The 13,522-nt window shown below is 54.5% G+C and carries 8 protein-coding genes and 1 pseudogene; 5 read left to right on the forward strand and 4 right to left on the reverse strand.

Translation table 11 applies throughout. The features are described from left to right. Window positions 1–33 precede the first annotated feature (33 nt). The 4 genes and pseudogenes from G6R38_RS06455 to G6R38_RS06470 all read right to left on the reverse strand — a co-directional run bounded on the left by G6R38_RS06455 (window position 34) and on the right by G6R38_RS06470 (window position 4,570). A complete protein-coding gene (locus G6R38_RS06455; protein ID WP_166821682.1) occupies window positions 34–3,087 on the reverse strand; it encodes a DUF1553 domain-containing protein in 3,054 nt (1,017 codons plus the stop codon). Between the two features lie 83 nt (window positions 3,088–3,170). After that, on the reverse strand, window positions 3,171–3,515 hold the full coding sequence (locus G6R38_RS06460; protein ID WP_166821174.1) for a hypothetical protein: 345 nt from the start codon (window positions 3,513–3,515) through the stop codon (window positions 3,171–3,173). Between the two features lie 32 nt (window positions 3,516–3,547). Next, window positions 3,548–3,745 (reverse strand): annotated as a pseudogene (locus G6R38_RS06465) (DUF1559 family PulG-like putative transporter); the annotation flags it as partial. Window positions 3,746–3,946: 201 nt separating this feature from the next. Beyond that, the gene (locus tag G6R38_RS06470; RefSeq protein ID WP_166821685.1) at window positions 3,947–4,570 is read right to left on the reverse strand and encodes a GntR family transcriptional regulator; all 624 of its coding nucleotides are present in this window, start codon (window positions 4,568–4,570) and stop codon (window positions 3,947–3,949) included. A 314-nt stretch (window positions 4,571–4,884) separates the two neighbouring features. Here G6R38_RS06470 and G6R38_RS06475 point away from each other — a divergent pair, with 314 nt between their 5' ends. The 5 genes from G6R38_RS06475 (at window position 4,885) to G6R38_RS06495 (ending at window position 13,522) form a co-directional block, all read left to right on the forward strand. After that, the gene (locus G6R38_RS06475) at window positions 4,885–8,268 is read left to right on the forward strand and encodes a PSD1 and planctomycete cytochrome C domain-containing protein (RefSeq protein ID WP_240928099.1); all 3,384 of its coding nucleotides are present in this window, start codon (window positions 4,885–4,887) and stop codon (window positions 8,266–8,268) included. Between the two features lie 47 nt (window positions 8,269–8,315). Further along, window positions 8,316–9,725 (forward strand): DUF1501 domain-containing protein, encoded by a 1,410-nt coding sequence (locus tag G6R38_RS06480; RefSeq protein ID WP_240928100.1) that lies wholly within the window; start codon window positions 8,316–8,318, stop codon window positions 9,723–9,725. A gap of 38 nt (window positions 9,726–9,763) precedes the next feature. Further along, window positions 9,764–10,795: a succinylglutamate desuccinylase/aspartoacylase family protein gene (locus tag G6R38_RS06485; RefSeq protein ID WP_166821688.1), complete on the forward strand. Its 1,032-nt coding sequence runs from the start codon at window positions 9,764–9,766 to the stop codon at window positions 10,793–10,795. A 71-nt stretch (window positions 10,796–10,866) separates the two neighbouring features. Continuing rightward, on the forward strand, window positions 10,867–11,988 hold the full coding sequence (locus G6R38_RS06490) for a mandelate racemase/muconate lactonizing enzyme family protein (RefSeq protein WP_166821690.1): 1,122 nt from the start codon (window positions 10,867–10,869) through the stop codon (window positions 11,986–11,988). 34 nt (window positions 11,989–12,022) lie between these two features. Continuing rightward, the gene (locus G6R38_RS06495) at window positions 12,023–13,522 is read left to right on the forward strand and encodes a M81 family metallopeptidase (protein WP_166821693.1); all 1,500 of its coding nucleotides are present in this window, start codon (window positions 12,023–12,025) and stop codon (window positions 13,520–13,522) included.

The following is a 13,522-nucleotide window of genomic DNA, read 5'->3' on the forward strand; positions in this document are numbered from 1 at the left end:
AAGTAAATGAGTGGCAATTCCCATCGGAACTCACTAGTCGACATATAGGAAGGCATTACTGCTGAGCAAAACACGGGTGTAAGCTGCTAGACTATTCATCTCACGAGTCGTCGAGTTCGGCAACTTCGCGGCATAGTCACTCAGAAAATTCTTGGCCGATTCAACCTGGACTTCGGTCGGTGTTCTCGACCAAACCGACTCATGTAAGGCGTGCAGTCGCTGGGAATCCGTGTGATACTCCGTCAGGAACCGTTCGGCGATTCTCTGTGATTGCTCATGCGTAAACTGATCATTCATAAGAAACAGCGCCTGCAACGGTGTCGTCGTTGTCTCCCGCCGTGCAGTACTCGAATTCGGATCCGCTCCATCGAACAGTCCAAGAAATGGGTGTCGTTTGATTCGCTGAGTCATCAAGTAAACCGACCGTCGTTTCGACTCATACACAGCGTCAAACGGGTTGTGCTGAGAGTATCGCCACTTGCTCACAGGGGGAAACGGATGAGGTCCCGTGGGGCCCAGTTCTAGTTCTCCGCTGAGTTGAAGAATCGAATCACGAATCTCTTCCGCAGTGAGACGACGACGAGTGAAGTGTGAGAGCCAGCGGTTTGTGGGGTCACGCTCCCTAGTTTCAGCATGGATCACGCTAGATGATTGATAGGCCCGGCTCAGCAAGATTTCGCGATGCAACGACTTCAACGACCAACCATTCTGGATGAGTTGAATCGCGAGATAGTCTAGCAATGCCGGATGAGTCGGCGGTTCGCCACGCACCCCAAAATCATTCGCAGTGGCGACAATCCCACGACCAAAGTGGTACTGCCAGACACGGTTCGCAATCACGCGAGGGGGGAGAGGGTTGTCGGGCGAGGTTAGCCATTGTGAAAGCTGTCGGCGGCCGCTTTCTTGACAGTCCTCGGCCAATTGCTCGCCACCGAACACTGTGAGAAACCCGCGGGGCACTTCCTCGCCAAGTCGGTCCGGCTCGCCTCGCATTTGCATCCGGGTGTCAGACGGCGTGCCTTCCCTAACAGCGTACGCAGTGGGATAGAGCGTTTCTTTGTCGAGGGTCGCTTTCCGACCTTCGATCTCCGCATACTCTTTCCGAAGTCGTTGAACTTCTTCCGGAACGCTTTTGATTGGATGATTTGCGTTTTCGTGAGCCGCTGGGAATGCGGTCGATTGAACAGCAAGGTTATCGACCTGCCGTTGCGGCTTCACCTTCGTCGCATCAGTGAAAGCGGCATCGATCACAATGGAGTTGGCGACACCATCCCAACGTGGATTAAACGGCAAATCTGCGAATGACCATGTGCCACTTTCGCTAGACACAACTCCAGAGAACGTCTTCTTCTGCCAATCGACGCGAAACTGTAGGTTATACCACTCTCCTAGTTTCAAAGACGCGATTTTGTTCATTTTGGCGTCATCACGTGCGAAGATGCCGTCGCTATTGATAAAGAGTTCAACGCTCGGAGAGTAGTTTTGAACGTGATCTAGACAAATGCGATAGTAGCCGTCTCCACCAGACTGAGCGCTCACGTTCCGGAAGTCGAGGTTAATAAAAGTTGTCTCAGTACTCTCACGGTTTTGTGTGGGTATTGGTCGTCGAAACCCGATATTGCCAGCTGAGTTTGGCAACTCAACCGATTGATTTCCCTTAGGGAACACGTTGGTGAATGGACTCGAAGCATCACTGACAATTTTGACATCTTTGTCCGCACGCCACGGGGACTTCAATTTGTCACTTGATTCCAATGACCCTTCCAGGGTCAACAACGAAAACTGTTTTCGCTCAAGTTCCTGATCGAGTTTCGCCTTTTGAATGGCCCGTCTTTCATCGTACTTTTTGACGACGTTCGGAGGGACTAGCGGAATGAGTTCCTTCGGGGTATTGACTTCCTCTGCTCCTGGGAAGGTGAACGTTGTACTCTCAAAAATTCCATAGAGGGCGTAATAGTCTTTCGCAGAGATCGGTTCAAACTTGTGGTCGTGACATCGGGCACACCCAATAGATAGACCTAAAATGGATTCGCCAAGATTGCTAATTAGATCGTGGATGGTGAGGTGGAAGTAGAGAAAGTTCGTGTCGTTGTAGCCAAAGCGACGTGCCATCGCGAGATAGGTCGTTGCTGTTGTTAGTTCCTCGAACTGTTCCGGGTGATCTTTCGCCAATAGGTCGCCCGCGATTTGCTCTTGAATAAACTCATCGTATGGTTTGTCTTGATTGAACGACGCAATCACATAGTCTCGATATTTATAGGCGTCGGGAACGGGATGGTCGCTTGCATTCCCAGCGGTGTCGGCATAACGGACGATATCTAACCAGTGCCGCCCCCAATGCTCTCCATAACGTGGAGATGCTAGCAACCGATCGACCACAGCTTCCCATGCCTCGGGGTGTTCATCGGCTAGGAAGTCGGCTAGCTCGCTCGGAGTCGGCGGTAATCCTGTGAGATCGTAAGTGACTCGCCGCAGGAGCGTTTCGCGATCGGCACGTTGCACAGGAATTAGGTCGTTTTCCTGCATCGCGGCATAGAGGAAGCGATCAATGGTGGTGGTGTTCCACATCGGATCAACAATGGTGGGGGGAGTCCGCAATTTTACGGGCTGAAACGCCCAGTGGGCTTGTTGTTCCGGGGTAATGTGAAAGTTCTTGCGGTTCACCATTGGGGCATTCTGATCGTCCGCCGGCCACGGCAACCCCATTTCGACCCATTCAACAAGTTTTGCGATATCCTGTTCAGGCAACTTTCCATTGGGGGGCATTTCTAAGCTGCGGTATTGAACGGCTTCAATCAGCAGACTCTCTTTCGGTTTGCCTGGGACCGCAGCGGGACCGCTCGCACCACCATGAAGCAAGACCGCTCTGCCATCCAGGCGTAATTCACCTTCTGCATCGCTATCTTTGCCATGGCAGGAGAAACAGTGCTTCGTCAGTAGGGGCCGAATCTCATTCTCAAAGAACTTGATTTCGCCTGGAGTTGGTTTCGCATCGTCCGCTAATACAGAAACCCGTTGAACGAACAAGGTGAATGCGGCCGCCATAGTCAACAGTTTGGCAGCACGCAACATTGAACAGATATGCATGACAGAGATCTCAGGTTGAGCTTTGCTAGACCGTTTCACCGACAATCGTTGGTAGTGTGATACCCGAGTTTTCTTGACAAAAACTAGGGAGCGAGTGCGAAGTCGAGTTGTGATTTGTCATCAGATATCTCTTCGATAAGGGTCGACTGTGTATTGTACTTCGCGGGGATATACATTTCGATTTTATCAAAGGAGCCACCACCAGATAGTCCGCCTTCGGCTCCTTCGATGCCTTTCACAGTTGTGGTTCCACTCACGCGGGTTGCACGAATCTCCACGCGATGTGGACCCGGGGCGAGTCCGCTAGCGTGATCAATCTTAAACTCGCCGTTACTGATCGGGCCTCCTGCCGAAAGTCCATTGTGCCCTTGGGCGGGGACGAAGACAACAGGGCCTTGGTCAATGTATGGCAGAATAGGGCAATCCACGTTGCCTCGTTGAGGTTCGTCGATGGATCCTGAATGAAGCCAGGCGGCAAGACTTGCGAACTGCTATGATAGTTATGCAAAGCGAGTCCAATTTGCTTGAGATTGTTTTTGCATTGCGTGCGACGCGCGGCTTCGCGGGCTTGTTGAACAGCGGGTAGTAGCAATGCGATCAAAATCGCAATGATGGCGATCACGACTAAGAGTTCGATTAAGTGAACCCAGGACGGCACCGCGCAGCGTCGACAGACTTCATGGCAAACTCCAATACTTGAGGACTTGGACGGGACGAGAGCCCCCCATTGAGATTTCTGAAGCAATCTCAATGGGAAAACTGGTCAAGCGCAGAAGAACGCTTTATCACAGCAAGTGACTTGCTGCGTGACGTTTATCATCAAGTCGACTGGGCTAGCCAAATGTTGCGGCGTTGCGAGTCAGTCGATTTTCTCTTCAAGCAATGAAACCGCTTCCTCGAGTGTTCCGCGACGGAACGACTCTAAAATGGTGCGGTGTTCTTCGTAAATTTCCATTAGGTCGGAGTGACGCCGACGTTGGACGCGGCGAAAGTGAGAGCGAATTCGTCCAACGAGCAGCTCCCAAATCGCAGTCATGTCGGGTTGGTCGAGTCGCAAGAGCAAGTGGTGATGAAACGCAATGTCTTGCTCGGCGATGGCGTGTAGGTCTTCGGCTTCGCAGGCTTTCCGCATGTCTGCGAGGATGGAATCCCACTTTTCGAAATCCTCGTCAGTCAGGTCTTCGAAGATTTCCTGAAGAGCGTAGACTTCAAGCGTTCGTCGAATGGGAATAATCACAGCTCGAATTGCCTTGGGAGCTTCGGGGGCGACGACGGCACCGCAGTTCGGGCGATTCTCAAGCAAGCCTTGCAGGGACAACCGCTGCACCGCTTCACGAACGGCACCGCGTCCCACGCCGAACCGCTTGACCAATTCCGCTTCCGTAAGCCTTAAACCCTCCGGCATTCGACCGGACAGAATTTCCCCACGGAGCTGTTCAGCGACCTGAAGGGAACGGACGACGGGAATCTCTTTGGTGCCCATGTATGGGGTCTCAATTGTCAGTGTCGGCGTGTGGGCCGTGAATATCGATTTCGATGAAATTGGCTCAGTTGATGTGGGTCAGGAAGTCATCGAAGTGAACTAATGCGACGTTTTTTGTACTCAATGGATATTGGATTGTCAACAATTTGCTCCAAAAACTTCTGGATTGTTGACAATTGGCGGTTTATTGCTGACAATCGTCCCCGGGCTGCTTGATCTCGGATGGTTGCTTCCTGGTGTCTGGGACAGAACAATGAGAACTGGAACCGGAAATCAGCGAAGCAGGCTGAGTGAGTGACTGGAGAATTCGGATCATGACACGGTATGCGATGCTTGGGGTGATGGCTTTGGTAGTGTGGCTGTCGCTGTGTCATACCGGATCGTGCGCCGAGGCTTCTTCACAGCAGGCGGAGATTTCACCGGCGGATGCGGAGTTTTTTGAAAAATCGGTGCGGCCGCTTTTGGTCAATTCGTGTGGCGAATGTCATGGCGAGAAGAAACAGTGGGCCGGTTTGCGGATTGATTCACGAACCAATCTGCTCACGGGGGGAGATTCTGGACCGGCCATCGTGCCAGGTCATCCTGATGAGAGTTTGCTGATCTCCGCCGTTCGCCGGACCAGTTTTGAGATGCCGCCGGAGAAGCCATTGACGGCGTCTCAGGTTGCGATCCTCGAACGATGGATTCGTATCGGTGCTCCTTGGCCGAATGAAACACTGGTCCGTCCGACAAAATCCAGCCTCCTCGAAAGCCATTGGGCCTTTCAGCCCGTGATTGAACCGGGTGCACCGAGTGTCGCCGATGAGAAATGGGTGCGAACGCCCGTCGATGCGTTTGTGCTGGCAAAGCTTCGAGAGTCGCATTTGAATCCGTCGCCTCCCGCCGACCGACGAACGCTGATTCGCCGCTTGTCGTTCGATCTCACCGGACTTCCACCAGCCCCCGAAGACGTCGAGCGTTTCGTCAACGACCCCGCTCCCGACGCTTACGAGAAGCTTGTGGATGACTTGCTGGAATCTCCACAGTATGGGGAGCACTGGGCGAGAAAATGGTTGGATTTGGCTCGTTATTCGGACACGAAGGGGTACATGTATGGCTGGGAAATTCGCCCGTTCATTCATGCTCCCGCGTATCGGGATTGGGTTGTTCAGGCGTTCAACGATGACCTGCCTTACAATCAATTTTTGCTCTTGCAGATTGCAGCCGATCAAGCTGCCCCGAAAGAACCGAATGCCCAATTGGCGATGGGGTTTCTTACCATCGGACGGAGATTCCTAGGCAACGAGCATGACATCATTGACGATCGCATTGATGTTCTCGGTCGCACGACGATGGGGCTCACGTTCGGGTGTGCACGTTGTCATGATCACAAGTACGACCCGATTCCAACGGCGGATTACTATTCGCTGTATGGAGTCTTCTGGAACAGCGTCAAGGAATTGACGCCGGCGATCGATTCATCGAAACCCATCGCCCCCCAATTCAAACAGCAGTTGGAAGAAAAACAGAACGCACTCCGCAAGGAAGTGGACCGCATGCGTGGTGTGGTTGCGGATCGGATGCGGGCTCGCATGACCGATTATCTGATCGCCCAGTTGGAACTCGAAAAACATCCGAACATTCCGTTTTCGCAAATCCTGTCGACGGATGACATCTTCCCGGTTTTCGTGGAGCGTTGGGAAGCGTTCTTGCGAAAGACGAATTCGGAGAGGCATCCCGTGTTCGTGCCGTGGCATCGGTTTGCGGCGATCGAGTCTGAGTCGTTCGCCGCCGAAGCACCAAAGGTGCTCCAAGAGTTGCAAGAACTCGACGCGGACGAAGTCTCTCCATTGGTGATGAACTCATTCTCCACGCCGCCGAAGTCGATGCGGGAAGTCGCGGAGCGTTACGGAGCGTTGTTCACGCAGATTGATCAAGAGTGGCGGCAAGCATTGGCGGCGGCGAAGAGTTCCAACAGCCCGCAACCGGAAAGACTCGCGGATCCGGAGCACAACGCGATTCGAGACGTGTTATATGCGGAGGGTTCGCCGTGTGTTGTTCCCGATGTGCATCTTGCAGAAATCAGCACGTATTTTTCGACGCGATCGGAACTTCCCGGTTTGTGGAAACACCAAACCGCTTTGGAGAAACTGCTGCTAAACTCACCCGACGCTCCGCCGTTCGCAGTGCGACTAGTCGATCGAAAAACCATCGAAGAACCGCGGATATTCCGCCGTGGCAATCACCTCACCAAGACCGAGGAGGTTCCACGCCGACTACCGCTGATTCTAGCACGGCAAGACCGCAAACCGTTCCAGCATGGGAGTGGGCGGTTGGAATTGGCTCAGGCGATTGTTTCGCCGGACAATCCGCTAACGGCTCGGGTGTGGGTCAATCGGATTTGGCAGCATCATTTTGGCACAGGGATTGTTCCGACGCCCAGTGACTTTGGTGCTCGGGCAGCGAAGCCGCCTCATGCGGAGTTGTTGGATTGGCTCGCGACTCAACTGGTCGAGAGTGGATGGAGCTCGAAAGCCATCCACCGACAGATTCTGCTTTCGTCGGCGTATCGACAGGGATCACGCGGCCCGGTTGACAATGCGATTCAGGAACTCGCGGAACGCGTCGATCCGGGGAACTCTCTCATCTGGAAGAATCCTGCACACCGGTTGACGTTCGAGGAATTTCGGGATGCGATGTTGACCGCATCGGGCGATTTGACGTTGCAACTTGGTGGACGTGGAAAGCCGTTGTTTGGTGGCAACGACGGAAATCGACGTCGCTCACTTTATGGATACATCGACCGCGAACGTTTGCCGAATGCGTATCGAGTCTTCGATTTCGCCAATCCTGATCTGCATATTCCGGAACGCTCGCAAACGACGGTGCCGCAACAAGCCTTGTTCGGGCTGAATCATCCGTTTGTGGCCGTTCGAGCACGACGTTTGGCTGCCTTGATCGAGGCGATGCCGCATGCGTCACCGGAAGAACGTATCGAGCAACTCTTTCAACGCGTCTATCAGCGGGCTCCCACGCCACAACAAAGGGAGGCCGCATTGCGATTCGTTTCCGCCCCCAAATCCGAAAGTCAACGCCCGCTGACTTCCCGTCAGTTGGCGTGGCAATACGGTTATGGGGCCGTCGATGAAGCCGGGACCGCGATCCAGAGTTTTCAGCCATTGCCGTACTTCAACGGGACGGCTTGGCAAGGCGGAGGCAGATGGCCCGATTCCAAACTCGGTTGGGCGCAATTGACGGCGAGTGGAGGGCATCCAGGCAATGACCACAAACACGCCGTAATTCGTCGTTGGACCGCAAAACGCGATGCGACGGTTTCCATCGACTCTGATGCACGGCACGAAGTCGCTGCGGGCAACGGGATTCGGTGTTGGATCATTTCCAGTCGGCAGGGAGTGTTGAGTCAGTTTACGCTGCATGACTCCGCACAGACGTTGAAGATCGAATCGGTAAAAGTGCAAGCCGGGGACACATTGGATTTTGTTGTCGACATCAACGGCAATCTCAACAGCGATCAGTATCTTTGGTCGATTGCCATTGACGAACTCGGAACCGTGGCGGGGACACCGGCTGACGAGAAATCGAATCAATCGTGGAATTCGGTCGAGGACTTCACCGGTCCAAAGACGCAAAACTTGAAGCCCTGGGAACAGCTTGCACAAGTGCTGTTGTTGTCGAACGAATTTCTGTTCGTGGACTGAGATACTTGAGAGTGATAAGCCGCCTAACACAAGTCATGGGAACGCTGATGCAACATAAACAGGTGATGGAATTGGATCGGCGTTCGCTCCTGCAACGTGTGGGGATGGGGCTGGGAACTTTGGGACTGGCGGGCATCGTCGGCGATCCCAATTCACAGGCGACTCAAGCGGCACTCACCGGTGGAAAACTGCCGCACTTTCCGAGCAAAGTGAAACGGGTGGTTCACTTCTTCCTCAACGGTGGACCGTCCCACGTCGACACATTCGATCCGAAACCGATGCTCAAAAAGTACGAAGGCCAAGCCCCCCCGGTGAGCTTGGCCACAGAACGCAAAACAGGGGCCGCGTTTGCGTCACCGTTTTCGTTTCGGAAATTCGGGGAAAGCGGCATCGAAGTCAGTGAGTTGTTCTCCAAGACGGCGAAGCACATCGACGATATCGCCGTCATCCGCTCAATGTACGCCCAGGTCCCGAATCATGAACCGTCGTTGATGCTGATGAACTGTGGCGATTCGGTGCTTCCCCGACCAAGCGTGGGTTCGTGGGTCTTGTACGGATTGGGCTCGGAAAATCAGAATCTGCCGGGTTTTATCGTCATGTGCCCGAAAGGGTTGCCGGTCAAAGGGGCCGACAATTGGCAATCGGGGTTTTTGCCGGGAGCGTTTCAGGGCACGTACGTCGATCCCCAGCATCAGCAGATCGACAAGCTCATCGAGAACATCCGCAGCACGCATGCAACCACCCAAATTCAACGTCGGCAATTGGATCTCTTACGGACATTCAACCGGGAACATCAGTCCGCACGCGACGATGATCGACTGAATTCACGGATTCAATCGTTTGAGTTGGCGTTCCGGATGCAAATGGAAGCCGCGGATGTCTTCGACATCCAAAAGGAGCCCAAGTCGATTCAGGAAATGTATGGCAGCGGCGTGCATGGTCGGCAAACCCTGATCGCTCGTCGGTTACTCGAACGCGGAGTGCGATATGTGCAACTTTGGCATGGAGGTGGCCAACCGTGGGACAATCACAAGGACATCGAAAATCATCATCGTAGGCTCGCTAGGGAAATTGACCAGCCGATTTCCGCGTTGCTGACCGACCTGAAACAACGCGGCATGTTCGAGGACACGTTGGTTCTGTGGGGCGGCGAATTCGGCCGCACGCCGACGGTGGAACTGACCGGCGAAGGTAAGTCGCGGTTGGGGCGGGATCATAATCACTACGGTTTCACAGTGTGGATGGCTGGCGGCGGTGTTCGCGGTGGAACTGTCCGTGGAGCCACCGACGACTTTGGTTTTCAAGCCGTCGAAACCCCGACCGCCGTACACGACTTGCATGCCACGATGTTGCACCTCTTGGGCTTTGATCATGAGAAGCTCACGTATCGCTACGCCGGACGCGATTTCCGTCTGACCGATGTGCATGGGCATGTTTTGCACGACATCCTGCGTTAGCTCTCGAATTTCGTTTCCATCAGTAGAGTCATTCTCGCATGTCCCGAACCATCGTCCGACCCAAGTTGCTTGATTTTGAATCTCCAGGCCGCCGCGATTACTGGGTCGCCTTGGAACACGACAGCATCTGGGGGGACCATCTGATTCCGCTCACCGTTTGGGTCGGGCCGGAAGCTCAAGCTGGCGAAGGATTGGTGTCGTTCGGTTCAAATCATGGCAACGAATACGAAGGACCGATCGCGCTGAAGGGATTGATGCGCGACATTCGCACGGAAGATGTCCGGGGACGAATCATCTTCATTCCGGTGTTGAACCCATCGGCATTCCGGGCCGGGACACGAGAAAGCAGTCGACTGGATGACGGCGTGAACCTCAATCGCGCGTTTGTTGACGGTGCTGGGAAGACGCCGGCGTTATCTGGAATCACCCATCGCATTGCCGACTTCGTTCGCCAACACATTTGGCCGCAAGTGCATATCGTGATTGATTTGCACTCCGGCGGGCACGTCGCAAGATTCTCCCATTGTGCGAGTTTTCATCCGGTCGACGATCCCGGTTTGTCTGCCAAGATCGAAGAAACCGCGCGTTGGTTTGGCACACCGAGCTTGATGGTCTATCAGAACGTGACACCAGGGTTGTTGCCCAGTGAGGCGGAGCGACTTGGGAAAATCACGGTGGGGACGGAACTCGGTTGGGGGGCCGCTGTTGATCCGGTGGGGGTGCGATACGCTCGGCAGGGAGTTTTGGCCGCTTTGATTCACAACGATTTAATGCAAGGCACGATCGAACCGATCGCGTTTCATGCGGCGGGTAAGCAGAAGAAATTGGAAATTGTCGATCGCGAATGCTACACGCTCGCACCGTTCGATGGACACTACGAACCGCTCTTGGAATGCGGCACAGTTGTGAAAGCCAATGACACCATCGGGCGTCTTCACGATTTCGATCACATTGACATGGAACCATGGCCGGTGAAAGCCGGTGTCGATGGTGTGGTACTTGCTCAGGCGTGGGGAGCGGCCGTTCCGCGTGGGCAACACATCGTCGTCGTGGGGCGAGTTATTGACTAGCGACACACTCACACAGACCGTCATCGCGATTGGCGATCGACGAACATTACCCTTTATTGAGAACCGACTCGATGAAAATCACTCAGATCGTCGTTCAAATTCTTCGTATCAAAAATGTGGAGGCAAAAACCGCAAGCAGCCAAGATTCCGTTTTGGTTCGTGTCCGGACTGACAATGGCTTGGAAGGTGTCGGCGAAGCAGACTCGTCCCCCGAGATGGTTAAAGCCGTCATCGACGCTCCGTTTAGCCACAACGTCGCCACGGGACTTCGCCAAATCTTGATCGGCGAGAACCCGCTTGAGACCGATCGCCTTTGGGAGAAGATGTACCGCAGTACGATGTATTGTGGACGGCGATCGGTCACGATCACCGCGATGGCCGCGATCGACATGGCGTTGTGGGACATCAAAGGGAAGCAATTTGGCGAGCCGATTCACCGTCTGTTAGGTGGGAAGAAACACGATCGCATTCAGGCGTACGCGTCGATCCTGTTCGGCAAGGACGGAAACGAAACTGCGAAGATCGGCGAACGTTGGCGAGAATACGGTTACAACGCCGTCAAGTTCGGCTGGGAACCAATGGGGCAAAGCGAAGCGGTCGACGTCGACTTGGTTCGAGGCGCTCGTGAAGGGCTCGGAGACGATGCCACCTTGCTCGTCGATGCCGGTTGTGTGTGGGATGCTCGCACCGCACTTGATCGAGCCAAAGCCTTCGCGGATTACCGAATCGGTTGGTTGGAAGAACCGTTGCGACCCGATGATTACGAAGGTTATCGCTGGCTCCGAGATCGTTCGCCGGTGCCGATTGCCTCGGGCGAAGAGGAGTGCGGACGATACTCGTTCCGCCCGCTGATCGACGGACGTTGCTTGGATGTCTATCAGGTCGATCTGTCCCGCAACGGTTTCAGCGAATCCAATTACATTCGTCAGCGTGTCGAAGAAATTGGGGCTCGGCTGTGCAATCACTGCTACACCAGTCCCGTTACGGTGGCGGCGAGCATTCATTGGCTGAGCACGTGCCGCGATGCGTTCATCTTCGAAGACTGCGTGGAAGACTCGCCGCTGCGTCACGAACTGACCGAAGAAAAGATTCAAGCGGTCGACGGATGGATCTCACCGCCTGATCGCCCTGGTTTGGGTGTCACGATCAATGAGGACTTCGTGAAATCAACGTTGATCGACGAGTCTTGTTAACCATCGCTCACCCGACTCCCAGGGAGCTTTGCTCATGCGCGGGCTGCGGATTTTGGTGGCGGAGTACATCCACGAGATCTCCTCGTTCAACCCCGTCCCCACAAGATACACCGACTTCTTAATGAACTTCGGACCGGAAATTTTCTCGCACCACGAAAAAATGGGAACCGAGGTCCATGGGGCTCTCAGCGTGTTCCGACAGCGACCGGAGGTGGAAGTGATTCCCACGTCGAGTGCTCGTGGGATCACTTCGGGCGGCGTCATTCCGGCTGCGGATTTCGCTCGGATCGAAACGGAATGGCGGGAGAGCATCGAAGCCGCCGGTCCAGTTGACGGTGCGTATTTCGCGTTGCACGGGGCGACGGCCACAGAAGACGAAGACGATCCCGAAGGCCGATTGTTGGAAATCGCTCGGGAACTTCTTGGTGAGTCAATACCGTTCGTTGCATCATTCGACATGCACGGCATCCTCACGGATCGGATGATGAAGCACTGCGATGCGATTACAGTTTACCACACGTATCCGCACGTCGATTTTCAACGCACCGGAGAGCAAGCGGCCCAATTGTTGATGGATCGACTGGATGACAAGGTCCAACCGGTCATGGCGAAAGTCGAAATCCCCGCGCTCGTGCGTGGCGATGAACTGATCACGGAAACCGGCCGATTTGGAAGATTGATCGATCAAGCCAAAGAGATCGAACAAACCGACGTGGGACTTTCAGCGGGGTTCTTCATCGGCAATCCCTTTACGGACGTACCGGAACTTCGAAGCTACGCCGTCGTCGTCACCGATAATGCCCCAGATTTGGCGGCCGAGTCCGCGGAACGTCTGGCGAATCAGTTTTGGGAACAGCGAGCCCACATGCAGGCTCAGCTCACACCAATGACCGAAGGTGTGCGACAAGCGTTATCGACCACGAAGCCCGTTGCACTGGTCGATGCCGCCGACGCGACAAGTTCGGGAGCATCCGGAGACAGCTTGGAAATCGTGCGGGAATTGCTCGCACAACAATGTTCGCGTTCGGTGTTGGCTCCGGTTGTGGATCGGGACGCGGTGGATGCCGCATTCAATGCGGGCGTGGGAAGAACGATTTCGATCGAGGTTGGCGGAGCGTTGGATTCTCAGCGATTCCAACGTGTTCCGCTCACCGGGGAAGTGCGGTTGTTATCGGATGGCCGTTTCCGGAGTGAATCGTTCACGTGGGAATGGAACTCCGGCCGGACCGCCGTGTTTGAATCAGGCCAATTGACCTTGGTGATGACAAGTCGACCGGTGCACTTGTTCGATCGTTCGTTGTTCTTGGCACACGGTCAAAATCCGCAGGACTTCGACATCACCATTGTGAAATCCCCTCATTGTCAGCACCACATGTACGCGGCGTGGTGTGACATGATTCATATCGACGCGCCAGGGGCAACAAGCGCCAACTTGCCTTCTCTCGGGCATAAGAAAAGCCGGCGACCGGTGTTTCCACTCGATCCCGAGATCACTTGGAAACCGGTGGCCCGATTCTTTAGTAGGAACAAGTAG

This window comes from Thalassoroseus pseudoceratinae (assembly GCF_011634775.1).
Taxonomy (GTDB): domain Bacteria; phylum Planctomycetota; class Planctomycetia; order Planctomycetales; family Planctomycetaceae; genus Thalassoroseus; species Thalassoroseus pseudoceratinae.